This is a genomic window from Myroides phaeus, assembly GCF_009799805.1.
Taxonomy (GTDB): domain Bacteria; phylum Bacteroidota; class Bacteroidia; order Flavobacteriales; family Flavobacteriaceae; genus Flavobacterium; species Flavobacterium phaeum_A.
In genome coordinates, this window is record NZ_CP047050.1 from 3,081,168 (window position 1) to 3,107,673 (window position 26,506).

Here is a 26,506-nt window from a genome sequence, read left to right on the forward strand (position 1 = left end):
TTAATATCCCTCAAAAGTAAATCGCTTAAAGAATGGGCGCACCTCTTCAAAGAAGTCCTCCTCTAACGCTACTTTCAACAAGAATTCTGTAAACTCAGGTTCAAAATCGTAGCGATTAAACTTCGTAACAGAAAGCATCCCGTTTAGCAAATCCCCATAAAAGAGTTTTTGAGGCTTTGTACCTGTTAGGTAGAGCTGTTGTGCTAAAATATAATTATAGCGCTTATTTCCCTTCTTTACCCCTTTAAACAGGGTATCAAAATACGCTTTAACCAACTGCTCCCACACTTTTTCATCTTGAATATTGTTGATAGACAGAGCAAACTTTTCAATATACTGATCTACATACGTACCAATGCGTTTACTGTAATGTGTAATGCGTTTATCAAAAGCATATATCGTATCTAAAAAGCCTGTGAATATATCAAAAGCCACCGGTTTACTAATATTCATTACCACAAATTGATCAATTGGCTCTAAAGCGATAGTCAGCAAGTCGAGCACTTTCTTAATCTTAGCCGCCTCTAAAGTCTTGCGCTTTCCAGCCACAGAAAAAATAGCTTGTTCTGCAATTTCCTTCACCTGCTCTTTGGTATAAACCACTTCTTTAGTACTAAACGTCAAGGTAAACTGTTGCTCTAAAGGTTTATTCTTTTTAAACACCCCACTCAACCAGCTCATTAAAACCTCTTTGTCCATAGTTAGCATTAACTCCTCACTTTCGGTCAGTTTTTTCTTTCTTCCTCCCCCCTTTGCTTTAGTAGATTTTGTTTCGCCAGTAGTGGTCGTATTCATCGCCAGCAACACTGCTATTTTGTGTAAACAAACAGCGGTAGTTTCAGCACAGTCGCACTGCATTTCTTTCACCTCCTCCTCTTGTACCACAATACTAACATCATAGCTGTGTTCTGCATCATCCACAAAGGCTATAAAGTGACCTTTTTCCTCTTCTTCTAACTCCCTTACAGGCATCACTGTTGCCTTGGCAATATCTCTTTTTAAGGTTTTCTTTAGTATGGCTTCAATCTTCATAAATGATGGGATAAATTACTATAGCAAAGCTACGTTGTATTAAGCAAATTAAAAAACGTTCGTTTTAGGGGGTAGTGCTTCAGGAGGTGTTACTCAAAAATGCAAGCCATTCACTAAAATCTCTTTTCTTTTACCGCAAAACAACACTATCTTAGTGTTAAATGCGTGTGTAAAATAGTCTAACAAATAAACATAAGCAGATGAGTAGTCGTAATCGTGTTGGTTTTGGGGGAATTCTTTTGTATTTATACCTCATAATAAGTCAGGTAATGACTTTGTATTTTTGGTATCAATGGGCACAGGATCACAGTTTTGTGAGTACTGTATTTATTGGGCCATTTGTCAGCGAATTAAAAGGGCTACTTTGGATATTTTTTATTTGGTAGAATACTGAACTTACTTTGAAATAACTACATAAGTATAATTGGTAAATTAACTTAGATAATAATTCCTGATTTTAAATTGCGAAGTAGAGCAAGCATTTATGATCTTTTGAGATTAAGAAAGGCAATTAAAGAAATTACAGTCCTTATATTACTCCTTAAATTTTTAATATCATACAACCTTTTTATTCTACTCGTCTTTGAAATCAAGGAAATTCAATGACTAAAACTTCCCTAATTAGATTCACTTGCACAAAAAAGATATAAAAACAAAAAAAATTATACGCTAAAAAGCTAATATAATAATTTGTTTTTTACTTATAAAAGCAATAAAAAACACATTTAAATTATGTACATTGTGTAAGCATAAGTTTGTTTTTCAACAACAATAATCACACAACGTAACATATAGTAATTTTTATAGAAAATATGGCTAAATTAAAAATAAGCAACGCAGAAATACAAGAAATTTTATCAGGTAAAGAATATAATTTCCCAAAATATACAACACAAATAATGAATCTTGCGAACTCCAATGCTCAAGGCACAAGACCAAAAGTAGTAGGACAAATGAGTGATCTAATCCAAGAATGTCCTGCAAACAAGCTTGAAGAGTGGGAAGAATGGTATTTAAAAAAACACCCAAATGCACTTGAAAATGCAACCGAAAAAGTATTAGCTATGGTAAATAACCTTAAAGAGGTTATCTTTCAGATAGACGAAGAAATGGTTGCAGAATGGGTAAAAGAGCTTGTTATCGTTAAAACATTTACAGGATTAAAGTTTCAAGAAGCAATACTAAAAACTGTAGCCTCTGAAAAAAACACTACGTACCGTTTAGCAAAACCACACGAAGAAAGTCAAGGAATTGATGGATTAATTGGAACTGTAGCAGTTAGTATTAAACCTATTACTTACAAAGTAAAGAATCTTAATGAAAATATTGAAGTACCTATTATTTTTTATGAGAAAAAAAGTACAGGTATAACAGTTGAGTATGACTTTTAAAAAAATGATAGCAACAATACAATATATAGAGTTTTACATTTTAAACTAATGCTGTTTCAAAATTATTAAGAGAAACTCAACATATAAAAAAAGGAGTTATAGTACTATAACTCCTTTTTATCAAAACAAAGATGTTTGTAAATCATTTTTCAACACAATATCTTTATTTAATAAAATACTTACTGGTTTATTTTTAAGACTTGTATAAGTGACATTTATTATATCTTTCTCTAAATTAATAGACTCAACATACTTAAAATCAATATTTAATTCTTGTTTAGTCATTACCTCTAAACCAATATTTTCATTAAAATATTTAAACTCCGATTTTTTAGGGTCATTTTTTCTACTGTCCACAAATGCCTTATGATTAGCAACTCTATTAACTACCACAGAATTTAAAGTATTAACATCCTTTGAAAATATATTATCAAAAACCAATTCTTTAAAACTTTCATCAATCTCATACCCTATACTATTTCTTCCTGTACCAATTGCAGCCAACATTGTAGTTCCTGTTCCCAAAAAAGGATCTAAAACAGTATCTCCATAAACAGAATACATATTAATTAAGCGATAAGGTAATTCAAAAGGATAAGCAGCACTTCTTTCTCTCCCCACACTCTTATTAATACGTTGTGTTGTTCCTTTTAAATCCCACAAATCTGAGAACCATATATTTCTTTCTTCCCAAAAATAAGCAGATTGTTGTCTTAATGCTTTATCATCAGCCTTTGTAAAATCTCTTTTTCCGCCTTTACGAAAAATTAGTACCCATTCATGCTCTAAAGTAACATATGCTCCACCAGGTAACATACCAGATCCCATAAACTTATTTGGAGCATTAGTTTGCTTCCTCCATATGATATTAGGTAAATTATCCATTCCTAATTGAATAAACTTTTGTATTATTCTACTATGACTTGAATACAAAGCAAAATTTTTATTTAAAGTTCTTGTAGCATCACCAATATTTACACAAGCGATTCCACCTGGTTTTAAAACGCGATAAACCTCTTCCCAAACTTTATCAAGTTCAAGATGCATCAACTCATACACAGCATAAGAATCACCTTCTTCAAATTTCTTATAAATATCTTTATTTTGCTTAGCCATTATATCATCCCACATTTCAATCATAGGGTATGGAGGTGATGTTACCACTAACTCAATACTCTCATCTTTAATTTGATGCATGTTTTGTGCAGGACCAATATTTATGTTATGATTTGTCATTTAATTCTATTATTTCTCTAATCCAATCTACAAAAATAAGCTATTATTATTCATTACATATGCTATTCGTAAATTATAGCCAAATAAGAAATAGTTATTATATAGCTTACTTGCATATAAAAGTAGACGTTTTCATCTACAATATTTCACATAATTCTGCTATTAATAATAGCAAAATTACAACTTCAGTTAAATGAAAATAAATCCTATTGTACCCAAAATCAATCATATCAATGATTTTACAAATAATCTTTCTCTACAACAAAACAAATGTGTTTTTATGTATAGTTTAATACTATAAGTATAGTATAGTATCTATTATTTTTATTTATCACTTTCTTTCAACAACCTCATAGTTTTTATTACCAATCTTAACATACTTATTTTTGTATACTTATCTATTTCAGACGTGATTCTACCTAATAAAAGCCTACCTACACACAAACACCCTAAATCCTGAATATCAATAACATACAAATAATATTCACTTCTTTCTTTGGAACGGCTTTGCAATAGTGCAAGAATCCTTCGCAAAACACCCTCATTTTCCGAAGAAGTACTAAACAGTGGTGTATTCGTTCCCGATAAAAACACAAATAAGAATAACAACATTATCGCTTGTTCATATTCTGTTGCCTTTCAAAAAAATAAATTACTAAGAAATTAAAAAAAGCCCTTCAATTTTCATTGAAAGGCTTTTGTAATTTTATGATGTACTAACAATTAACCATCGATGCAAACACCATCGTCAAACTGTCCGTTAGCCATTTCTATCGTTAAAAAATGTCCGCCAAATAAATCTCCTCCTTCATACATAAACTCAACCGCTGTATCTCCCGTGAAATACAATGAAATTAAATTAAGCCCCTGCATAAATGCTTCATCCGTAATAGATCCGTCTTCGTTATAAGCATCGTAAAGCTCATCTACAATTAATCTCTTCCCTCTTTGATCAAACGCCTGTAAATCGCTTACAATCGTATTTACATCGGCTAACAATCCGTCTAAATTGTCATCCATATTGTGAATAGCAATGGTGATCTCCTCTTCTCCGTGGGCTAAGTCCATTTGTAATACGTCTTGATCGTAATCTGCTACTTCAAAATCCTTTGCTGTAATTGTCATAAATAATCTATTTTATTAATTAGCGTTCTGTGTCTCTTACGCATACAAATATACTTCTAATACAAAAGAGAGAAACAGTAGTTTTATCTTTTCTCACAAAAAAAACGACAAATCCAATGTAGCGTTACAATGTGCCTCTTGTGTATTGCTTTTATAAATTGTACTTTAACTATATCTAAAAACAATAAATAGTATGGAAAAAACAATCAAAATACTTTTAGCTGTTATCTTGTTGCTCTGCTTACTTCCCTTGCCGTATGGTTTCTTTGAATTAGTTCGCTTTATTGCATTCATCGGTTTTGGGTATTTAGCCTTTATGGCCAACAAGAGAAATAATCAGAATGAAATGATTCTCTTTGGTGCTTTGGCATTGCTATTTCAACCGTTCTTTAAAATTGCCCTGGGTAGAACGCTGTGGAATATTGTAGATGTAGTAGTAGCCGTAGGTTTGTTGTTTACGATGAACAAGAAGAACATCTTTAAAAAGTAAATTATAGGGTATAAAAAAAATCCTTTTAGAAAACGCTCTAAAAGGATTTTTATATAAATAGTAGTTATGGATTATTGTTTAACGCCGATTAAACGAATTACGGCTGCGTCGCCAAGGTGAAATTGCCCTTCTTGTAATGTTACTACTTGCTCTTCGGCTACGGTAAAGGTGAAGTCTTGAAAGTCTTCTTTTAACTCAGCAAGGTCAAATAACATACTTACTTCTCCCGGGCCACCAACAGCGGGATTCTGCTCTTGTTTGGCTTTGTGCTGTTTGCTAAAGCCCTCTAAGATTAGCGTACCTCCTTTTTTTACAGCTTGTGCCAATTTGCGGTGGTACATGCGTCTGTATTCTTCTGGAAAGTGGGCAAAGATTAACCCCAGTGTGTCAAACTCTCTTCTGTCAAGGTCTATTTCTTTGACAGTAGATACTAAGTAGTTAATCACTACTCCCCTGTCTTGTGCTAACTGCAAGGCTTTCTTTTGTCCTTCTACACTCATATCAAATGCGGAAACAGTCCACCCTTGTTGAGCTGCAAACACAGCGTTTCGCCCTTCTCCTTCTGCGGCTAATAATACGGTGCCTACTTGTGGCAACTCGCTTAGCGCTTGTTCAAAAAAGCGATTAGGCGTTGTGCCATACGCGTAAACTTCTTCTTTATATCGGTTGTCCCAAAAATTGCTCATCGTTTATTTGTTTACGCTTTTTGCTACATTTTGCCAAGAACCTCCATTGATTACTTGCTCGTATCCGTTGTTGTTTAACACCTGCTTTGCTTGTCCACTGCGCATTCCACTACGGCAGAATACAACAATTGCTTTGTCTTTTGGCAATTTGTTTAATTGTCTTTCTAAAGTGTCTAACGGAATATTGATTGCTCCGGTTACAGAACCATCGTTAAATTCCCCTTGTGTGCGTACATCTACTAATAATGCTCCGCCTTTGATGTATTGTTCTAATTCGTCATTTGAACCAAAACCTGCTACTTTTTTAATAAAATCAAACATTGTGCTACAATTTTAGATTGCAAAAATACACTCACCTATTCCTATAGAGTGTAACTTAGGTTACACAGAATGGAAGTTTCACAGCATTTTGGCTGCTTAAGCGGAAAAAGACAATGGCATTTTACAGAAAAAAATAAAAAACATACTTTTGCAAAAAATACACGAATGAATATCAAGTTAATTGCCATAGGAAAAACGGATAGTAAACCGCTACAGACATTAATGGATGAATACACTAAACGCCTGTCGTTTTACGTCAAGTTTGACTTGGAGGTTATTCCGGATATCAAAAATTCGAAGAATATGTCGGAGGCTCAACAAAAACAAAAGGAAGGGGAACTTATTTTATCTAAAATAACGCCTACTGATTTCTTGGTTTTGTTGGATGAAAATGGAAAGGAATTTAGCAGTGTTGGCTTTTCTGAAGAATTGCAAAAAAGAATGAATGCGGGGATTAAAACCTTGGTGTTTGTCATTGGTGGACCTTATGGTTTCTCTGAAGATGTGTACAAAAATGCAAAGGGAAAGATATCGCTTTCTCGCATGACGTTTTCTCACCAAATGATTCGCTTGTTTATCATAGAACAGATTTATCGCGGGTTTACAATTTTGCGCAATGAACCGTATCACCATCAATAAAAAAAAGCCTGTTTTTCAACAGGCTTTTATATTTTTAGTAGATTAAATCTGTCTTAGCAAATTTGTCTTGTACTTCTTTTTCAACTAAGAAAATACGCGTTTGTAGGTATTGTTCAAATGTCAGGTCTTTATTGAATCCTAACTGAACGCTGTCGCGGTCTTGAATTGCTTGTACTAATTGGTCTTTAGACACTGCATTTCCTTCAAACAAAATAGTGTTTGCATCTTTTACATACACCACGTTTGCCATAGTTGTTGGTCCTACGAATCCGTAGTCTAACTCCTTAATTGGAAAGAATGACAAGTGTTTGCTCACCGTATCCGCATAGCTTAAAAACACACCTTTTTCATCTTTGTGCATGTTTTCTTCGTTGTACTTGTGGTCTTTGATGCGCTTAATCTCTGTCAATACGTCTTTTACATTCAAATCGCGTTGCACAGAAACGATGTAATTTGTACCGCTAATTCTGTTGGCTTCGATTAATTCAAAGCTCTTACCTTCTTCTCCTGTTTCAAAATAAATAGGCGAATGGTCTTCCACTCCCTCTTCTACTGTAAAACCTGCACGAGGAATGTGCATTTCTTTTCGATTGCAACTGCCTAATAGTATCAAAGCAGGAATTAGCAATAATAGCTTTTTCATTTAATTATCTGTTTTAATATTTCTCTTGTTTGTACTGCTTCCTTAACATCGTGAACGCGCAAAATATTGGCTCCTTTTTGTAGCGCAATGGTGTTTAATACGGTAGTTCCGTTTAACGCCTCTTGTGCTGTGATGTCTAACAGTTTATAAATCATTGACTTTCTCGATATCCCTACTAATAGCGGTAGGTCAAACGAAGATAGTAATTCCATCTTACCCATTAGTTCGTAATTCTGCTCTAAGGTTTTTGCAAACCCAAAACCGGGGTCTAAAATGATGTCGTTAATCTTGTGTTCACGGGCTTTAGCAACGCGTTCTGCAAAGTATAGCTTTACTTCTTTGACCAAATCACTATACGCAGTCAGCGATTGCATAGTTTGTGGGGTTCCGCGCATATGCATCATAATATAAGGCACTTGCAACTGTCCTACTGTTTCAAGCATTGCCTCGTCTAAGTGGCCTGCTGCAATATCATTTACTATTGCCGCACCTGCTTCTACTGTGGCCTTTGCTACTGCTGCTCTGAATGTGTCTATGGATAAATGGGTAGTTGGAAACTCCTTTTGCAACATCGCTACAATCGGAACGATGCGCTGTATTTCTTCTTGTTCACTGACAAACTCAGCACTTGGTTTACTTGAATAAGCGCCTACATCAATAAAGTCTGCCCCTTGCGCAATCATCTCTTCTGCGTGTTTTAGAAATGCCGCATCGGACTTGTACTTTCCTCCGTCATAAAAAGAATTGGGAGTGATGTTTAGAATCCCCATTATTTTTGGAGAACTTAAATCAACCAATTCTCCTTTACAATTTATTGTCATTCCGCTCAATACCTTACTTTTTTTCGTATTTTTATATATTATTACGCTCCAAAAACACTTTCCCTCTTTCAAAGGGTTAGTATTATTACTATTTTTGGAAAAATATTACACAAATATAATTCAAATGAATACTACTTCTACTCAATTTGACCAAGTAATTGCCATCTGCAGGGATTTATACCAGAAAAAAATGCACGATTATGGATGTGCTTGGCGAATTTTACGTTTACCTTCTTTGACGGATCAAATATTTATTAAAGCACAACGCATTAGAAGTATTCAAGAAAATGAAGTGCGCAAAGTGGATGAGGGTGAAATGCCAGAGTTTATTGGTATTATCAACTATTGCGTGATGGCACTTATCAATTTAGAGAAAGGCGTAGCAACGCAACCTGACTTGTCAAGTGAGGAGGCAATTAAATTGTACGATGAGAAAATTGCAGAGACAAAGGCGTTAATGGAAAACAAGAATCACGATTATGGTGAGGCTTGGAGAGAAATGCGCGTGAGCTCTTTAACGGATTTAATCTTGCAAAAATTATTGCGCGTTAAACAAATTGAAGATAACAAAGGAAAGACATTAGTGTCTGAAGGAATTGCTGCTAATTACCAGGATATGCTTAATTATTCTGTGTTTGCTTTAATTCACTTAGACGTTGCTAATCAATAATAACGTTTTTTAAACAATCATTAAATTATGAAAATCATTGCTCAACTATCGCGCATATTTGTAGGTGTTTTATTCATCTTGTCAGGATTAGTTAAGTTAAATGACCCAATGGGGTTTTCTTACAAATTGGAAGAATACTTCTCTGAGGCTGTTTTAAACTTACCTTTTCTAATTCCTTATGCTGTTGCTTTAGCCGTTGTATTGGTTATTGCTGAAGTGGTTTTAGGGGTGGCTTTATTGGTAGGATACAAGCGCAAGTGGACTTTGACTTTGCTTTTTTTAATGATTATATTCTTTACATTCCTAACTTTTTACTCTGCTTATTACAACAAAGTAACTGATTGTGGGTGTTTTGGAGATGCAATTGCACTAACGCCTTGGGGCTCGTTTACCAAAGATGTGGTGTTGTTAGTCTTGCTTTTAATCATCTTAAGAGATAGAGAGGTGGTACAACCTTTATTCCCTGGTAAAACGAATGGTACTCTTGTATTCGCTTCATTGGTATTGAGTGGTTTTATGGGGTATTGGGTGTTAAATCACTTGCCTTTGAAAGACTTTAGAGCATATAAAGTAGGTACTGACATTATGAAGGGAATGGAAATTCCGGAAGACGCACCGCGTGCGGTTTACGAGATGTCATTCTACTATGACGTAAACGGTGAGGAACGCAAGTTTAGCGATAAAGAATTAACTAAACTGCCTGAAGGGGCTAAGTTTATCAGAAGAGAAGACAAACTTATTTCTGAAGGTTTCCAACCGGCTATTCACGACTTGTCTATGGATAAAGATGGTGAGGATTTCCTTGGTGAAATGCTTGCTGAACCTAAGTTAGTGTGGATTATTGCTTATGACTTAACGCGCGCTGACGAAAAAGGTTTAGAGGCGATGAAGGACTTTGCTAATAAAGCGATTGTCAACGGATACATCGTAGCGGGTATGTCTGCTTCTGCTCAAAACTTGGTGGAAGATGTTCAAAAGAAATACAACTTGCCTTTTGACTTCTACTCTTGTGATGGTACGACTTTAAAGACTATCGAACGCGGTAATCCAAGTATCGTTGTCCTTGAAAATGGCGTAATTGTAGAGAAAAAACACTGGAACGACAGAGAAAAAGTAACCCTTAAATAACATAAAACAATCTTGTTAAGCTATTTCCTTAAAAAACTGCTTTACGCTTTTTTTACCCTTTTTGGTGTAGTTACAGTGGTGTTCTTTTTGTTCAACGTATTGCCAGGTGATCCGGCGAGAATGATGCTTGACCAAAATGAGAACTCTGAACAATTGCTGGCTATTAAAAAGAAATATGGTTTTGACCAGCCGATTAGTAAACAATATGTATTGTATCTAAACGACTTATCTCCTATTTCTGTGCACAGTAATACGGCTGATGACTACAGCTTTAACACAGATGATAAATATACTGGAGTAACCTTGCTTAACACAGGGAGCTATTCTGTAATGGCAAAAACCCCTTATTTGAGAGAGAGCTTTCAGAAAAGTGGTAAAAAAGTGAGTAGCATCTTGGCAGATACCTTGCCTAATACGGTGTTATTAGCTTCTTTAGCTATCGCAATCGCCTTAGTGGTTGGGGTGTTTTTAGGAATCATATCTGCCTTGTTTAAGAATACGTGGATAGACAAGAGTATTGCAATTATCAGTACGTTTGGAATGAGTATCCCCTCTTTTTTTAGTGCTATTTTATTTGCCTGGATATTCGGTTATGTATTACACAAATACACCCATTTACCGATGACTGGGAGCTTGTATGAAGTTGACGACTTGGGTATAGGCCGACATTTAGCTTTAAAAAATGCCATTCTACCGTCTATTGTATTAGGGATTAGACCCCTTGCTGTTGTGATTCAATTAATGCGTAATACCCTGTTAGAGGTGTTGTCTCAAGATTACATCCGAACAGCCAAAGCAAAGGGATTAAGCACGAGTAAAATTATCCGTAAACACGCGTTGAAAAACTCCTTAAACCCAGTGGTAACTGCCCTTTCAGGTTGGTTTGCCTCTATGTTAGCAGGAGCAGTATTTGTGGAGTACATCTTTGGTTGGAATGGCCTTGGCAAAGAAATTGTAGATGCGTTGAATACATTAGACCTTCCGGTCATTATGGGGGCGGTACTAATCATTGCTACTTCTTTTGTAATCATTACAATTTTAGTAGATTTGATTTATGCGTATTTAGACCCTCGAGTTAAATTAAACTAACTTTTTAAAATAGAAATAACCCCATGAGAAAAACAGTAATCGCTTTAGCATTCGCGGCTATTTCATTCGCTTCTTGTAATCAGAAAACGGTAACGACAGAAGAAATTACAAATGAAGTGGAGCAACAAGCTGAAACAGCAAAAACAGAAGAAGTAGCAAAAGACACAACTGTGTTTGCTGAAAGAGCTTTAAAACAAGAGTTTGTTGGCTTAGATGGTAAATTCATCAACTTAGAACAAATATTAGCACAGTACAAAGATAAAGTTGTACTAATTGACGTATGGGCGGCTTGGTGTCCTGATTGTATCAAGGCTGTACCGACTATGCAAGAAATCAAAAAAGAGTTTACTAACGTGGTTTTCTTAAACTTGTCGTTAGATAAAACTCAAGACTCTTGGAAAGAGGCTATTAAAAAACACGAAATTGAAGGAGAACACTACTTCTCAATGGAAGGTAAAGGTATGAAAGGTGATTTCGGTAAAGCGTTAGACTTAAACTGGATCCCAAGATATATTGTTGTTGGTAAAGACGGTAAAATCGCTTTGTATAATGCAACAGAAAAGAACTTTGAAGAAATTAAAGAATTACTAAACAAAATTCAATAATATGAGACACACAATCGTTGCGGGTAACTGGAAAATGCACAAAACATATTCAGAAACGCACACTCTATTAGACGAACTTATAACAAAACTTCCAAGTGGAAAAGAGGTTGAAGTAATCGTTGCTCCAACTTTCACTAACTTAGCAAGTGCTGTAGCTCACTTAGATGGTACTAACATTCAAGTGGCTGCTCAAAATATGCACCAAGCTGAAGGGGGTGCTTTTACTGGAGAAATCTCTGCTCAAATGTTGTTGAGTGTTGGAGTTGAAACGGTAATCATTGGACACTCTGAAAGAAGACACTACTTCAATGAAACTGACGCTGTATTGGCTGATAAAGTAAACACTGCTTTAAGACACAATATGCGTGTTATTTTCTGTATTGGTGAGGAATTAAAAGACAGAGAAAGCAAACAATACTTAAATGTTATCTTTAACCAATTAACTGATGGGTTATTCCACTTGTCTAAAGACCAATGGAAAAATATCGTAATTGCTTACGAACCAGTTTGGGCTATTGGTACTGGTGAAACTGCTTCTCCTGAACAAGCGCAAGAGATTCACGCTTTCATCCGTCAAGAGATTGAAAGAAAATACGACAAAAACGTTGCTGAAAACACGTCTATCCTTTACGGAGGTAGTGTGAAACCAAGTAATGCAAAAGAAATCTTCTCTAAAGCTGATGTTGACGGTGGTCTTATCGGTGGTGCTGCTTTGGTAGCAGATGATTTTATTGCTATTATTGAGGCTGCTAACTAATTGTAGTTATTCATCATAAAAAAATAGGCTATCTAATTGCAGATAGCCTATTTTTTTATGTTTATACCTCAACGGTAATATATCTTCTTACTGATTTATGAGCGCTTGAGCGAATTATCTCTCCTTCTCTTTGCATTGTGTACTTCTGCTTATTTCACTCCCTCCTGCCCATAGCTTTTGCGCTACATTATATTCTTCTTATTTCACTTAATTGCTCTTCCCGAATGCCTAAATACGAGGCGATATTCTTTTCTGATATACGTTCTATATTCTCTTGCAACTTGCGCAACAGACGATAGTAACGCTGTACGGGTGACATTAACTGCAACTGATAAGCGCGTTCTTCTAAAAGCATACAATAGTCCTCTGTAAAACGACGTGCAATCATATTTAACTCAGGATATTCTCTGTAAAAACGCAAAAGTACTTGATTAGGAATAGCGTAAACAATACAATCTTCTATACATTGCACATACTCCAAGGAAGGCTTGCTCTTATACATCTGATAAGTTGCCCCTAAAATACTGTGTTCAAAAGCGTACCAAACGTCTACTTCTCTACCTTCGTATAGATAATAACCGCGTACAGCTCCTTCTTCAATAACATATAAACTATCTGATTGATGCCCTTTCTGAAGTAGAAAGTCTCCTTTTCGCTTAAAGAATATTTGGGTATTTTCTTCTAAAGCAACTTTACACAATGGTGATAGGTAACCATATTGTTCCAGTAACCTAACGAGTGTATTCATAGTACTTTTTCTTTTATTAGCTTGTTTTATTCGTAACTCTAATATACCAATAATGTTTAACATCTTGGTAATCAAAGGTGTTTTTATTTTGAAGCCTTTTCGTTTTAAAACAAGAGAATATACTGTATTTTGTTGTTTAACATAGGTTATAAAAAAAGGTTCTTATTGAAAAAACAATGAGAACCTCTCTTATCCTACTTTCTTAGAAGTAGTATATAAAACTGACAATTAATACGCGTTGTCGATATCAGTAACACGGATAAGTTTTTCGTTTACAAATTCGTGAATACCATATTTCGCTTGCTCTCTACCATATCCTGAAAGTTTAGTACCTCCGAATGGTAACTCAGGAGCAATTCCTGTAACGTGGTTAATGTAAACCATTCCTGTTACAATCTCTCTCGCTACTGCAATTCCGTGTTCTTTATTTTCTGTGAAAACACTTCCTCCTAATCCGTAAGGAGTATCGTTTGCTAAAGCAATTGCCTCAGCATCGTTTTCAACAACATAAATCATAAACACAGGTCCGAATACCTCTTGAGAATAGATATCCATCTCTTTTGTGATCCCTGTTAAAATAGCTGGTTCCATAAACCATCCATCTCTATCTAATTTTTTACCACCGTGAACTAAAGTAACTCCTTGTTCAACAGCTTTCTGAACTTGTCCTAAAACATCTTCTCTTGCTCTTTCACTGCTCAATGGCGCAACTTGTGTATCTGCTTCTAATGGATCACCAATTTTAGCTGCTTTAACTGCTTCAACAACACCAGCGATAAATTCATCTGCTAAGTTCTTGTTTACAATTAAACGTTTTGGAGATACACATACTTGTCCTGCATTCCATAAACGCCCTTCTACAGCTCCTCTGATTGATTTTTTAACATCAGCATCTTCTAAAACGATAAACGCATCACTTCCTCCCAACTCTAACGTTGTTTTTTTGATGTGTTTACCTGCCGCTTCAGCTACACTTGCTCCTGCAAACTCACTTCCTGTGAAAGCAACTCCTTTTACTCTTGGGTCAGCGATAATCTTTTCGATTTGTGATCCTGGTACAAATAAGTTTGTATATACGTTTACTGGTAATCCACACTCAATAAAGATGTCCTCCATGATTTGAGCACATTGTGGAATATTAGAAGCGTGTTTTAATACCATTGTATTACCAGCCATTAAGTTTGGCCCTGCAGATCTTGTAATTTGGTAGAATGGGAAGTTCCAAGGTTGTACACTTAAGATTACACCGATTGGTTCTTTACTGATGAAAGCTTCTCCAAATGGCGTTTCGATTTTCTCATCTGCTAATAAGCTTGCTGCATTTGTAGCGTAGAAATCAAAGATGTCTGCACATAACAATACTTCTCCGATACCTTCTTTTAATAATTTACCCATTTCACGAGTAATTAAGGCACCTAATTCTTCTTTTCTTGCGCGGAAAGTTTCTGCTACTTTGTGAATAATCTTAGCACGCTCGCTGATTGATGTTCTTTTCCATCCGTCAAAAGCTGCGTCTGCTTTCGTTAAGATTTGATCAATTTCTGTAGCTGACATTACGTCAAATACTTTCTCTTCTTTTCCTGTAGTAGGATTTATTGTTTTGATATTAGATTTATTCTGTGTACTCATATCTATTTATTTAATTTAATGTATTTACTAATTTAATTAATCTAAAATCACTTTATACCCTATATAATGTTAAAAATAACCACCAGTGATGTATAATCCATAAAATGTGATAATTAACACAACAACAGATTTGTGATTTAGAACAACGTACAATGCAACAGCATTGCAAAAACAAGAATTTCCCTTTCTTTCTGTCGTCTTTTTTTGTCAAATATTCTACATTTGTACTATGAAACAATGCAATAACATACTAACACTACTGCTCTCGCTTATCTTCATAGCGATTAGTATGTATCCGTGTGCAGATAAGTATGAGCATATTGTTTCTACTAATGAACTTGGTTTTAAGCAGACAACCGTACAACAACACAGTGACAACACACCTCATCAAGATGCGTGTTCTCCTTTGTGTGCCTGTTCTTGTTGTGCCGTATCACTAACTGTTGCCAAACCCACGTCAATACTGACTTTCGAGGCAACTCCTATCAGTTCCAAAGTTAATTCTATTTACCAAAAATCGGTCGATAATTTAGTCTATTCTATCTGGCAGCCCCCTAAATTACTGGTATAAATAATCTTATGTTGCGTATTTGCTCTTCCTCTTGAAAGCGTAGAATACCGCCATTTTATACCTTAATTTAAACCATACTACAATGTTAGATAAAATCATACATTTTAGTATCCGCAACAAATTTATCGTGGGAATATTCGTCTTTGCCCTTGTGGGACTTGGCGTGTATGCTGCTGTAAATTTGCCAATGGATACACAACCTGATATTACCAATAATCAAGTACAAATCATTACTACCTCACCTACTTTGGCTACGCAAGAGGTAGAACAATTTATCACCTATCCCATCGAATTAGCAATTAAGCCGATTCCGAATATCACAGAACTTCGCTCTATTAGTCGCTTTGGCTTAAGTGTGATTACCGTTGTCTTTACAGAAAAAACGGACATCTATTGGGCACGAGCACAACTATCAGAAAAATTAAAAAGTGCGGAAGAAGTAATTCCCAAAGGCGTTGGAAAACCAGAGCTTGCTCCTGTGAGTACAGGGTTGGGCGAGATATACCAATATGTTGTTTACGCCAAAGAGGGCTATGAGCAACAATACAATAGTATGGACTTGCGCACCATACAAGATTGGATTATCAAACCACAATTAGTAGGTGTTAAAGGAGTAGCTGAAGTAAATACCTTAGGCGGACAACTAAAGCAATATGAAGTTGCCGTTAAACCAGACCGCTTGAAAAGTATGGATTCTTCTATCATCGAGATATTTGATGCCTTAGAAGCTAACAACGAAAATACAGGTGGTGCTTATATCGACAAGAAACCTTATGCTTACTTCATCCGAAGTGTTGGAATGATTGGTAGTTTGGAAGACATTGAACGCATCGTTGTCAAAAATGTAAACGGAACCCCTGTGTTGATTCGCGATGTGGCTGATGTGAGAATCGGCAGTAGTATTCGCTATGGCGCTGTAACCAAAGACGGAAAGGGCGAAGATGTAAGCGGAATGGTGATGATGCTAAAGGATGCCAATACCCAAGAGGTAGTTCAATTGGTAAAAGAGCGCATGACACAAATTGAGAAAACACTCCCTGAGGGTGTGGCTATCGAACCGTTTATCGACCGAACGAAATTGATTGACAAAACGGTGAGTACCATTCAAACCAACCTTGTAGAAGGTGCGTTGATTGTGGTATTTGTCCTTGTTTTACTATTGGGAAATTGGAGAGCCGGACTTATTGTAGCTTCTGTAATCCCCTTAGCCTTGCTATTTGCTATTTCGATGATGTACCTGTTTGGCGTGAGTGGTAACCTGATGAGTTTAGGGGCAATTGACTTTGGACTAATCGTAGATGGTGCTGTTATCATTGTAGAGGCCATTGTACACCGACTACACAGTGGTCATAAGCGCAAACTAACCCAATCTGAAATGGATGAACAAGTTTTTAGTTCAGCCTCTAAAATAAGAACCAGTGCCTCTTTTGGTGAAATCATTATTCTTATTGTTTACCTGCCTATCTTAGCCTTATCGGGTATTGAAGGTAAGATGTTTGGACCAATGGCAATGACCGTAGCCTTTGCTATTTTAGGTGCTTTTATCTTATCGCTAACTTATGTTCCGATGATATCTTCTGTGTTTTTATCTAAAACAGCAGGAAAAGAAAAGCCAAACTTCAGCGACAAGCTGATTGATAAACTGTACAGTTGGTACAAGCCTCTTTTAGAAGGTGCTTTTAAAATAAAACGCTTGGTACTTGTGGTGGCCTTCGGACTTTTCGCCTTGGCGTTATTTGTCTTTAGTCGCTTAGGTGGTGAGTTTATCCCTACCCTTGATGAAGGCGATTTAGCAACGCACGTCATCATATCTTCTGGAAGTTCCCTATCACAAGAAATAGAAACAACAACCAAGGCAGAACAACTATTAAGAGATCGCTTTCCGGAAGTAAAGATGGTTATCTCTAAAATTGGGAGTGCCGAAATACCAACAGACCCAATGCCAATGGAGGCTGCGGATGTAATCATTGTTTTAAAAGACAAAAAAGAATGGGTAAGTGCAAAGACAAAAGAAGAACTCATTGCTAAAATGGAAGAAACCTTAGAGGAGATTCCGGGTGTGAGTACTGAGTTTTCACAGCCTATTCAAATGCGCTTTAACGAACTAATGACCGGTGTTCGTAGTGATGTTGCCATCAAAGTATTTGGCGATGACTTAGACCGCTTAGCCAGTATAGGAGATGAAATCAACGGATTAATAACAACGGTAAACGGCGTGGCTAGTCCGAAACTTGAAAGAGTAACAGGACTTCCGCAAATATCTATTAAGTACGACAAAGACAAATTAGCCTTATACGGTTTAAAAATCTCAGATATCAGTCAGATTGTCCGTGCCGGATATGCAGGTGAAATAGCTGGTTTTGTCTATGAAGGAGAAAAGCGCTTTGACGTTGTAGTGCGCTTAGACCACGATGCCCGTCAAGACATTACAAACCTAAGAGATATGTTTATTCCCCTGCCAAACGGACAGCAAATTCCACTGGGACAAATAGCCTCTGTTGCTTACGAAGGTGGTCCACAACAAATTAGTCGTGAAGACGGAAAAAGACGTATTGTGTTAGGATTTAACGTGCGCGAAAGAGATGTAAAAAGTGTAGTAAACGACATTCAAGACAAGTTAGACCAACACCTAAACTTACCAGATGGGTACTATATTACGTATGGTGGACAATTCGAAAACTTGGTAGATGCACAAAACAGATTGATGGTAGCTGTGCCAATGGCCCTTGCTTTAATCTTTGTTTTACTGTACTTCACCTTTAAATCAGTCAAACAGTCGCTAATGATTTTCACTGCTATTCCCCTTTCAGCTATTGGAGGAGTAGCCGCACTATACCTGCGCGATATGCCCTTTAGCATCTCGGCGGGAGTAGGATTTATTGCTCTTTTTGGAGTAGCCGTTTTAAACGGTATTGTTTTAATCGGACAGTTTAATCAACTAAAAGCAGAGGGTATGAATTTATACGACAGAATAATTGAAGGTACTAAAATACGCTTGCGCCCTGTATTACTTACAGCGGCAGTAGCTTCTTTAGGTTTCTTGCCCATGGCCTTGAGTACAAGTGCTGGTGCAGAAGTACAAAAACCATTAGCAACCGTTGTGATAGGCGGACTTATCTCTGCTACTATCTTAACCTTAATTGTTTTGCCAATCATCTATTATTACGAGGAAAAAGGGTTTGGTATTCGCCAGAAATCAAACACAGCAATCATTAGTTCTCTTCTCCTTTTAGTGGGATTAGGGGCAAATGCGCAAGAGGTAAAACGTCTTTCTCTAAACCAAGCTTTGGAGATTGCCCTTGAAAACAACCAAGGTATAAAAGCCGCTGATTTGTCTGTTCAAAGTCAGAAACAAATGACTAAAACCAGTTACGACTTAGCGAAAACAGAGGTTACAACAGGCTTTGGCTACCTCAACGGAAAAGGGCAAAAAGACATTAGCGTTAATGTTAGTCAAGCTTTTAGTCCGTTTACCTATGGTAAGAAAAAAGCAGTATTAAACAAAAATTACGAAACAGCTATTTTACAACAACAAGGTACTGTTATAGCTACTGAATATGCCGTGAAACAAGCGTGGGAAAACATCTTGTTTGCCCTTTCAAAAGACCTGTTATTACAAGAACAAGCGGTTTTGTTGAGAGATTTTTCTAAGTCAGCCAAGTTGAGATATGACACGGGAGAAACTACGTTAATGGAGAGTAATGTGGCGATTGCAAAAGAACAAGAAATCAATGTGATGATCACGCAAAACGCAACGGTACTTGAGAATGAAAAGTCTAAAATAAAGGCACTTCTCAATATCACATACGACTTTATCCCTGCTGAAACCGAACTGTATTACGATAAACACAATCCGCTTTCTACTTTAGATTTAAGTCAGAACAACACCTTGCAATTGGCAGCAAAGCAAATTGAGTCTATTGAAGCAGAACGCAAATTGGAGAAAGCTACGCTACTACCTGATATTACTTTAGCTTACAATATTGAATCTGAAGCAGGACCAGTAGAGAGCAACGGACAACTTATTGGCAATTACGGCAAGGACCTGCGCATTCCGAGTTATTCCATAGGTATTTCTATTCCCCTTTTCTTTGGCAGTCAATCTTCAAAAATAAAGGCTAAGAAGTATGAAGTACAACAGGTAAGCATGCAAAAAGAGTACATTCACAAGCAATTAGAGGAAACCGTACAGCAACAGTTAGACATTATTAAAGCGCAAGAAAAGGTGATTGATTACTATTTAGACAATGCTTTAAAAAATGCGGCTATCATCAAAGACCACGCAAGAAAGCAATACAATAATGGAGATATTTCTTATGTGGAATATATACAATCAACAGAAACTGCTTTTACGATTCAAAACAATTATTTAGAAGCTGTATTGCAGTACAATTTAAGCCACAACACACTCCATTATTTAGTAAACCAATAAACAAACATCGACATGAAAAAGTCATTCATCATAGTAACTATTGCTACTTCTCTCCTATTTTGGAACTGCAATAGCAAAGAAGAAAATACAACAGATAAGCAAGCTAAAGATACTGCCCTTACAAATACAGAAACTACGACTGAAAACGAAGCAGGCAATAAAGAAGTGGAGTTAAACAAAGCACAATTCACTACTGCCAACATCAAGTTGGGGGCAATAGAACAAAAAAACCTAAGCGATGTTATTCGCGTTAATGGCAAGACAGAATTACCTGCGCAAAACCAAGCAGATGTGTCTTCTTTTATGAGCGGTACAATTACCAACATCTTTGTAAGCTTAGGGGATAAGGTAAAAAAAGGACAAGTCATTGCATCAATCGACAGTCCGGAGTTCATCCAATTACAAGAAGAGTACCTCATTTCTAAAAATACGTTGGAGTACTTAGAATTGGAATACCAGCGACAACAAACTCTACGTGCGGAGAATGTAAACTCGGCTAAAATATATCAAAAGACAAAAGCCGACTTAAACATTGAACGCGCCAGATACCAATCGCTTAGCAATCGCATAAAACTGGTTAATACCATACCCGGACAAAGTTCGTCTTCTCTAAAGATAGTAGCCCCAATTTCTGGAAACATTGCTACTATTCCGGTTAAGATTGGAACAAATGTAATGGCAGGACAATCGCTATTTACCTTGGTTGACAACTCCCAAATACACTTGGATTTGATGGTGTATGAAAAAGATTTGGCAAGTGTTCACATCGGTCAGAAGGTTTCGTTTAACCTAACGAATATCGATAAGACAGAAGTAACGGCTACTATTTTCAGCATTGGCAAGTCGTTTGAACCTGGTACTAAAACAGTGGCTGTACACGCGAATATTGACAATATTCCGGATAATCTAATAACGGGATTATATGTAAATGCGTTGATACAAACTGGTCATAATACAGTTGATGTACTTCCGAGTGATGCTATTGTTAAAGCAGATGGTAGGGAGTTTATCTTTTACAATGAAAAAGAAGACGAGAAAACAACCGCAAGTGAGCACTTTCACTTTGAACGCGTGGAAGTTAAAACAGGGGTGAGTGAGCTTGGATACACGCAAGTAACCGTTCTTGGTACTCCTCCTAAAGACGGAGAAATCGTGGTTAAAGGAGCTTATTACTTACAAAGTCACTTGATTAAAAACGAAGGTGGCGGTGGTCACGAACACTAATCTTAATACACAACAAAAGCGGATGCCTACTATAGACATCCGCTTTTGTTTTATCTTGTTTATTGAACTACTCCTTTGCTGCATCATCTGCTATAAAGAGCACTTCTATTGTGCTATAAACTAATACAATTTCTTCAACTCTTTAATCAACTGCTCTACTTCTGCCATTGGCATTTTTACTGCACTATTAATTGGTCGCATATCAACCTCTACCGTTAATACACCTTTATTATCCTCTTGATAGCCCATTTGTTTAGCTGCAAATTTCACTGTCTTTCCAACGTCGTATTTCTTTCTCTTGTCTTTAAACCATCCGTAATCAGCTTGGTAATAAATAACCTCTTTTCCGAAAGAAATCTCCTCTTTACCATAGGTATTCCATAGGGCTAAACGAAATACGAAATACCCTAAAAAAAGAATAAAGGCAAACAATACGATGCCTAAAATAGACATTCCCTCGCCTCCTGACACTACACCACCTACAATTCCGACTATTGGCAAGGCCACACATAAAAATACTAAGATATACAGCACCACTCTAACCATAAGAGATGCTTTCTTTACTTCCAAAACAACCTCGCGATTGTTATACTGATATTGCGTTTTCATACTTAACTGATTCACTTAATTAAAGATAGTAAATTCAGCTTTTAAAAACAATGTAGAATAGTGTGCTTTTGAAAGATTCATCCTTTATATAGAAGTATTTTAATACCTTTCTATTGCCTTACTACTTATGTTTTTTTAATCGCTTTAATCATACGGTCGTTTCCTACCATATCTTTTCTCAATTCAATAGCTGTAAACAATAGCGATTGAAATAACGCAACCGTTTCTGCACCTAAGTATTGATTTATTTCATAGAAAAGCATTCCCCCTTCTTGAAGATTATCATTTGCTAAAGTTGCTATTTTTCGATAGAAAATCAACGCATCGTCATCTTCTACAAATAGCGCTAAATGTGGCTCGTAATCTAAAACATTCTTTTTAATCTCTACTTTTTCTAAGTTTCGAACATAAGGAGGGTTAGACACAATCACGTCATACTGTGCAGGTAATTGTTCTAATGCCAAAACATCTTGTAAAATAGCTTGTACCTCAACACCGTTTTCCTTTGCATTGTGTGTTGCCATTTCTAACGCTTTAGGCGATACATCCATCAAAGTAACCTGTGCATTAGGCAACTCCTTTGCTAAGGTAATTCCAATACAACCACTCCCCGTACCAATATCTAAAATGCGAATAGGCTTATCAGCGTCTACACTATTAATTATCCACTCTACCAACTCCTCCGTTTCAGGGCGAGGAATTAGGGTGTTTTCATTCACGTTAAACGTTAATCCGTAAAAATATGCACGACCAAAAATATACTGAATCGGCTTTTCTTGTTGTAAGTCGGCCAACACCTCATCCCAAGTAGTCAGCTTATCCGTTTGTAAATCGGGATTCATAACCAAGTCAATACGCGACTTCCCTTCTATTTCTTCTAAGGCAATTAAAAACAATTGCTCTGCTTCCATTTCATCATATAAAGGCGAAAGTACTTCCTTAAAGCGGTTTTGATAAGACTTGATTTGCATAGTTGTACACTAAAATTAATGAGTTTTAGCTAAAAAGCTTAAATTTGTTCAAAGATACAGTTTTATCAATTTTGGAAAAACACGAATTATATATTTCTCGTTGCCTACAATTAGCTAAACAAGGGACCTTTGCAGCGATGCCAAACCCCTCAGTAGGAGCTGTTGTGGTGTACAACGATAAAATCATAGGCGAGGGATTTACTTCTGCTTATGGTGGACCGCACGCAGAACCCAACGCAATTGCATCCGTTAAAAATCAGGAACTACTTAAAGAAAGTACGCTTTACGTGAGCTTAGAACCGTGTAGTCACTTTGGAAAAACACCGCCTTGTTGTGATTTAGTCATCGCAAAGCAAATTCCGAGAGTGGTGATTGGTACTGTAGATCCATTTGCAAAAGTATGCGGTCGTGGTATTCAGAAAATGCGCGAAGCAGGTATTGACGTTGTCGTTGGTGTGTTAGAAAAGGAATGTCAAGAGAGCAATAAACGCTTTTTTACGTTTCACCAAAAACAACGCCCTTATATCATCTTGAAATGGGCAGAAACACCAGACCATTATTTGGCGCCATTGACAAGGGATAACCAACGTCCTTTTTGGATATCAAATACGTATTCTAAACAAACCGTACACCAATATCGCAGTGAAGAAATGGCGTTTTTAGTGGGTACGCAAACCGTACTTGACGACAACCCGTCTTTAACTACAAGAGATTGGTATGGCAACAACCCTGTGCGTGTGTATTTGGATAGAACGGGTAAAGTGGACAACAGCTTTGCTCTTCAAAATGGAGAGGCTAAAACGATATGCATCACTGCTAATGAAGCCTTGGTTACAACGGAGAACGTCATTTATGAGTATGCCGACTTTGACCAAGATTTGCTACCTCAAGTATGTGCAATTCTGTACCGACATAACATCTTGTCGTTAGTTGTAGAAGGAGGTCGTCAGACATTGCAAAGTTTCATTGACCACAATCTTTGGGATGAAGCGCGTATATTTGTAGGCGAAACCAATTTACACGATGGGTTGAAAGCCCCTGTGATAAGTAAATTTGACACAGAAGAAAAACACCTTATTTTAAACGATACACTACGAATTGTATTCCCGTAAACATGAGTGAAGAAATAGATTCATATAAAACAATAAGCCGACCAACGGAAGAGGTCTTGTATAAAGAGAAGAATAGTAAATTCTTTGGATACGCCTTTCCGATTCAGAAAGAGGAGGAAGTAAAGGAAATCTTAGAAGGCATCAAAAAAGTACATTACAACGCACGCCATTGGTGCTACGCCTTTCAGTTGGGAGCAGAACAAATATACTACCGCGCCAATGATGATGGGGAACCAAGTAATACTGCTGGTGCTCCTATTTATGGGCAGATACAGTCATTTGAAGTTACAGATATACTGATTGTTGTTGTCCGTTATTTTGGAGGGGTTAAATTAGGTGTGGGTGGACTTATCACTGCTTATCGAGCAACAGCTCAAATGGCAATGGAAGAAGCTGACATCATTGAAAAAACCATTGACAAGAAGTTTAAGGTTCGCTTTGAATACAAAGACATGAATAATGTGATGCGCGTGATAAAGGAAAAGAACTTAAACATCTTAGACCAAACAATGGAGATGAGTTGTGAAATAGAGTTATCTATCCGCAAAAGTGAATACCCCCAGGCTTTAGAGGCGTTTGTACCTTTTTATGAAGTCAAAGTGATTGAAGCTGATGCAGAAGATTATTAAAATATAAAAGAGCGATTGTCGCTCTTTTTTTGTGGATTGTTATACTTGTAATTTAAGTCAAAACACGCAAGTCTATTTTATTTCTATTACTTCTATAAAACCAGGACTACAAGCAAAACCTTTTTTCAAGTCTACACCGTATACTCTTAAAAAAGCTTCTTGTATTGGTTTACCTTGTTCTACCATCCACGGGGGAGTAAAAGATACGAATTCAACACTCATCCCTTTCTCAATGTACATTTCACCTTCTTTATGTGTACGAAGTACCGTAGCTCTATATCTTGCCATAATTCTTCATTTTCTAATTAAACGTAACAACATTTTCAACCATTCAAAACAAAAAAAGGGTGAACACTATGTTTTTTTTAGTGAAAAAAAATTCACTCAAAAAAACATAGTGTTCACCCAATTTTACAAAGGCATTATCTCTAAAAATAACTCCCACGTTTATTATAAACTACATTCTCAAAAAAGCACAAAAAAAGAGGTTGATACCACAAAATGCGATATCAACCTCTTTTAAAACTATATTCTGTTATGTAAACTTACAATCCTAAGAAACCTACAAAGTCAGCATACTGTTTTGCTAAATACAACTGATACTCTTCAGTTCTTTCTACTTTCACCTTACCATACTCTGGTTGTGCAACCACATAGTATAAGAAAGCATCTACTCTATCCTTAGGAATTTTCATATCCTCTAACAAATCACTTTTAGGGTATTCCTCAACAAACTCTTGAATACGGATATCTAATCTTTCGTATAAAATCGCTGTCTTATCCTTTTTCTTTCTTCCTGAAATCAAATTAGCTAACGCATCTAAACTAATACCCATTCCATAATTTGCCGTAGAAGCAAACACAGTATTGTTCTTTTTATATCTTCTTTCAGCAGGAGTCAACTTCTTCTTATTTCCTACTTCAAACAAATCATCATCGAAATTCTTGTGTAAAATAACAACCTCCTCTAACGTTTGACCTGGCTTAGTGAACACAACATTCACTCTACCTAATTTAAAATCCTCTGCTGTCATCACATAATCCACAGGAGAAATTCTTTTATTAGTGAACTGAATTGTATCACCAACTTGCGTATTGATCATAAAATAACCACGACCATCAAGTTTAGTTTCTTCATTACTATTTTTATTAACAATAGTAGCAGGTACTATTTTACCGTCATACATACGAGCACGTCCGTCAATAATCTTCGTTTCTTGGGCAAAAACACTCATAGAAAATAGACATCCGATACCCATTAGCCAATAAGCTGATTTCATAATATTTGTTTTATGTAAATATAATTATTTGTTTTTAGTAAAACCATTAATTACAAAAAGTCTTTTTTATACTAATTTTCTATTGCAGAAATCTTTTCAACAACATATTTTGGAGCAGCGATTGGACGACCCGTTTTCATATCAATAAACACCAATACAGAATTACCAGTTGTTAACAATTCACCCGCTTCATTATACAGTTCATAATCGAATTCTATCTTCACGGAACTCAGCTTTTTAAAGACAGTTCTGATGGTCAAAATCTCATCGTATTTTGCTGATTTTTTATAGTTCATTGTCAAAGAGACAACGGGCAACATCACCCCCATTTCCTCCATCTTCTTATATGATACCCCAAGGTTCCTCAACCACTCAACCCTCCCAATTTCAAGGTATTGCGCATAATTACCGTGATAAACAACCCCCATTTGATCTGTCTCTGCATAACGCACTCTGACGTTACAATCAAAATATTTCATATTCCTTTTAATTATATTTGTTTCTTCTTTTTTTTATAGTACTTACCAAATTAATTTGTTTTATACAATGCCTATAAAGTTTTTTTATCCCAAAATTTGTTCACATATTTGTGCTCGCAAACAAAGGTAATTTTCACCCCCTGGAAATTTACCCAAAAGTAGTAACTGTTTTTATAATTCTAACCTAAA

General features: G+C 36.3%; 27 protein-coding genes. 13 read left to right on the forward strand and 14 right to left on the reverse strand.

Annotated elements, in window-relative coordinates; genetic code table 11:
* Positions 1-1,032 (reverse strand): hypothetical protein, encoded by a 1,032-nt coding sequence (locus GQS07_RS13530; protein WP_158211276.1) that lies wholly within the window; start codon positions 1,030-1,032, stop codon positions 1-3.
* An 812-nt stretch (positions 1,033-1,844) separates the two neighbouring features.
* On the opposite strand from GQS07_RS13530, the gene GQS07_RS13535 reads away from it, so the two are divergent.
* Positions 1,845-2,423 (forward strand): MjaI family restriction endonuclease, encoded by a 579-nt coding sequence (locus GQS07_RS13535; RefSeq protein ID WP_158211277.1) that lies wholly within the window; start codon positions 1,845-1,847, stop codon positions 2,421-2,423.
* A gap of 120 nt (positions 2,424-2,543) precedes the next feature.
* On the opposite strand, the gene GQS07_RS13540 is transcribed toward GQS07_RS13535, so the two are convergent.
* Entirely contained in the window at positions 2,544-3,659 is a 1,116-nt protein-coding gene (locus tag GQS07_RS13540; protein ID WP_158211278.1) for a DNA-methyltransferase, read from the reverse strand.
* A gap of 723 nt (positions 3,660-4,382) precedes the next feature.
* Complete coding sequence (locus GQS07_RS13545; RefSeq protein WP_158211279.1) at positions 4,383-4,784, reverse strand: DUF2262 domain-containing protein; 402 nt, start codon at positions 4,782-4,784, stop codon at positions 4,383-4,385.
* A 193-nt stretch (positions 4,785-4,977) separates the two neighbouring features.
* On the opposite strand from GQS07_RS13545, the gene GQS07_RS13550 reads away from it, so the two are divergent.
* Positions 4,978-5,274 carry a DUF6804 family protein gene (locus GQS07_RS13550; protein ID WP_158211280.1) on the forward strand — a complete coding sequence of 99 codons (297 nt, stop codon included), beginning with the start codon at positions 4,978-4,980 and terminating at the stop codon, positions 5,272-5,274.
* A gap of 71 nt (positions 5,275-5,345) precedes the next feature.
* On the opposite strand, the gene GQS07_RS13555 is transcribed toward GQS07_RS13550, so the two are convergent.
* Positions 5,346-5,960 carry a class I SAM-dependent methyltransferase gene (locus GQS07_RS13555; protein WP_158211281.1) on the reverse strand — a complete coding sequence of 205 codons (615 nt, stop codon included), beginning with the start codon at positions 5,958-5,960 and terminating at the stop codon, positions 5,346-5,348.
* A 3-nt stretch (positions 5,961-5,963) separates the two neighbouring features.
* The gene (locus GQS07_RS13560) at positions 5,964-6,281 is read right to left on the reverse strand and encodes a rhodanese-like domain-containing protein (protein WP_158211282.1); all 318 of its coding nucleotides are present in this window, start codon (positions 6,279-6,281) and stop codon (positions 5,964-5,966) included.
* Between the two features lie 165 nt (positions 6,282-6,446).
* Here GQS07_RS13560 and rlmH point away from each other — a divergent pair, with 165 nt between their 5' ends.
* Entirely contained in the window at positions 6,447-6,920 is a 474-nt protein-coding gene (rlmH, locus tag GQS07_RS13565; RefSeq protein ID WP_158211283.1) for a 23S rRNA (pseudouridine(1915)-N(3))-methyltransferase RlmH, read from the forward strand.
* Positions 6,921-6,954: 34 nt separating this feature from the next.
* On the opposite strand, the gene GQS07_RS13570 is transcribed toward rlmH, so the two are convergent.
* Together GQS07_RS13570 and folP are read right to left on the reverse strand one after the other, a co-directional pair.
* Positions 6,955-7,563: a hypothetical protein gene (locus GQS07_RS13570; protein WP_090409584.1), complete on the reverse strand. Its 609-nt coding sequence runs from the start codon at positions 7,561-7,563 to the stop codon at positions 6,955-6,957.
* Positions 7,560-8,384, reverse strand: coding sequence for a dihydropteroate synthase (gene folP, locus GQS07_RS13575; protein WP_158211284.1), 825 nt, complete (start codon positions 8,382-8,384; stop codon positions 7,560-7,562). Before folP ends, GQS07_RS13570 begins: the two co-directional genes overlap by 4 nt.
* A 124-nt stretch (positions 8,385-8,508) precedes the next feature.
* Here folP and GQS07_RS13580 point away from each other — a divergent pair, with 124 nt between their 5' ends.
* From GQS07_RS13580 to tpiA, 5 genes are read left to right on the forward strand one after another with little or no spacing between them, the layout of a single operon-like run.
* A complete protein-coding gene (locus GQS07_RS13580; protein ID WP_090409586.1) occupies positions 8,509-9,054 on the forward strand; it encodes a DUF1599 domain-containing protein in 546 nt (181 codons plus the stop codon).
* A gap of 27 nt (positions 9,055-9,081) precedes the next feature.
* Positions 9,082-10,182 (forward strand): BT_3928 family protein, encoded by a 1,101-nt coding sequence (locus GQS07_RS13585; protein WP_158211285.1) that lies wholly within the window; start codon positions 9,082-9,084, stop codon positions 10,180-10,182.
* Between the two features lie 12 nt (positions 10,183-10,194).
* The gene (locus GQS07_RS13590) at positions 10,195-11,271 is read left to right on the forward strand and encodes an ABC transporter permease (RefSeq protein ID WP_158211286.1); all 1,077 of its coding nucleotides are present in this window, start codon (positions 10,195-10,197) and stop codon (positions 11,269-11,271) included.
* A 23-nt stretch (positions 11,272-11,294) separates the two neighbouring features.
* Complete coding sequence (locus GQS07_RS13595; RefSeq protein ID WP_158211287.1) at positions 11,295-11,876, forward strand: TlpA family protein disulfide reductase; 582 nt, start codon at positions 11,295-11,297, stop codon at positions 11,874-11,876.
* Position 11,877: 1 nt separating this feature from the next.
* Positions 11,878-12,633 (forward strand): triose-phosphate isomerase, encoded by a 756-nt coding sequence (tpiA, locus tag GQS07_RS13600; protein WP_158211288.1) that lies wholly within the window; start codon positions 11,878-11,880, stop codon positions 12,631-12,633.
* Between the two features lie 187 nt (positions 12,634-12,820).
* Here the strand turns inward: tpiA and GQS07_RS13605 are convergent, their stop codons facing one another.
* Entirely contained in the window at positions 12,821-13,381 is a 561-nt protein-coding gene (locus GQS07_RS13605; protein WP_158211289.1) for a Crp/Fnr family transcriptional regulator, read from the reverse strand.
* A 228-nt stretch (positions 13,382-13,609) separates the two neighbouring features.
* On the reverse strand, positions 13,610-15,010 hold the full coding sequence (locus GQS07_RS13610; protein WP_158211290.1) for an NAD-dependent succinate-semialdehyde dehydrogenase: 1,401 nt from the start codon (positions 15,008-15,010) through the stop codon (positions 13,610-13,612).
* A gap of 289 nt (positions 15,011-15,299) precedes the next feature.
* Here GQS07_RS13610 and GQS07_RS13865 point away from each other — a divergent pair, with 289 nt between their 5' ends.
* From GQS07_RS13865 to GQS07_RS13620, 3 genes are all read left to right on the forward strand, one after another.
* Complete coding sequence (locus GQS07_RS13865; RefSeq protein WP_410505319.1) at positions 15,300-15,581, forward strand: hypothetical protein; 282 nt, start codon at positions 15,300-15,302, stop codon at positions 15,579-15,581.
* An 82-nt stretch (positions 15,582-15,663) separates the two neighbouring features.
* Entirely contained in the window at positions 15,664-20,013 is a 4,350-nt protein-coding gene (locus GQS07_RS13615; RefSeq protein WP_158211291.1) for a CusA/CzcA family heavy metal efflux RND transporter, read from the forward strand.
* Positions 20,014-20,025: 12 nt separating this feature from the next.
* A complete protein-coding gene (locus GQS07_RS13620) occupies positions 20,026-21,237 on the forward strand; it encodes an efflux RND transporter periplasmic adaptor subunit (RefSeq protein ID WP_158211292.1) in 1,212 nt (403 codons plus the stop codon).
* Between the two features lie 120 nt (positions 21,238-21,357).
* Here GQS07_RS13620 and GQS07_RS13625 read toward each other — a convergent pair whose 3' ends face one another.
* The gene (locus GQS07_RS13625; RefSeq protein WP_158211293.1) at positions 21,358-21,846 is read right to left on the reverse strand and encodes a hypothetical protein; all 489 of its coding nucleotides are present in this window, start codon (positions 21,844-21,846) and stop codon (positions 21,358-21,360) included.
* Between the two features lie 125 nt (positions 21,847-21,971).
* Complete coding sequence (gene prmC / locus GQS07_RS13630; RefSeq protein ID WP_158211294.1) at positions 21,972-22,817, reverse strand: peptide chain release factor N(5)-glutamine methyltransferase; 846 nt, start codon at positions 22,815-22,817, stop codon at positions 21,972-21,974.
* A gap of 44 nt (positions 22,818-22,861) precedes the next feature.
* Here prmC and ribD point away from each other — a divergent pair, with 44 nt between their 5' ends.
* Both ribD and GQS07_RS13640 read left to right on the forward strand, forming a co-directional pair.
* A complete protein-coding gene (ribD, locus tag GQS07_RS13635; RefSeq protein WP_158211295.1) occupies positions 22,862-23,929 on the forward strand; it encodes a bifunctional diaminohydroxyphosphoribosylaminopyrimidine deaminase/5-amino-6-(5-phosphoribosylamino)uracil reductase RibD in 1,068 nt (355 codons plus the stop codon).
* 2 nt (positions 23,930-23,931) lie between these two features.
* Positions 23,932-24,558, forward strand: a complete 627-nt coding sequence (locus GQS07_RS13640) for an IMPACT family protein (RefSeq protein WP_158211296.1) — start codon at positions 23,932-23,934, stop codon at positions 24,556-24,558.
* Positions 24,559-24,630: 72 nt separating this feature from the next.
* Here GQS07_RS13640 and GQS07_RS13645 read toward each other — a convergent pair whose 3' ends face one another.
* The 3 genes from GQS07_RS13645 to GQS07_RS13655 all read right to left on the reverse strand — a co-directional run bounded on the left by GQS07_RS13645 (position 24,631) and on the right by GQS07_RS13655 (position 26,317).
* Positions 24,631-24,846 carry a DUF6140 family protein gene (locus GQS07_RS13645; protein WP_158211297.1) on the reverse strand — a complete coding sequence of 72 codons (216 nt, stop codon included), beginning with the start codon at positions 24,844-24,846 and terminating at the stop codon, positions 24,631-24,633.
* Positions 24,847-25,103: 257 nt separating this feature from the next.
* Complete coding sequence (locus GQS07_RS13650; protein WP_158211298.1) at positions 25,104-25,838, reverse strand: hypothetical protein; 735 nt, start codon at positions 25,836-25,838, stop codon at positions 25,104-25,106.
* A gap of 71 nt (positions 25,839-25,909) precedes the next feature.
* On the reverse strand, positions 25,910-26,317 hold the full coding sequence (locus GQS07_RS13655) for an acyl-CoA thioesterase (protein WP_158211299.1): 408 nt from the start codon (positions 26,315-26,317) through the stop codon (positions 25,910-25,912).
* Positions 26,318-26,506: the final 189 nt, after the last annotated feature.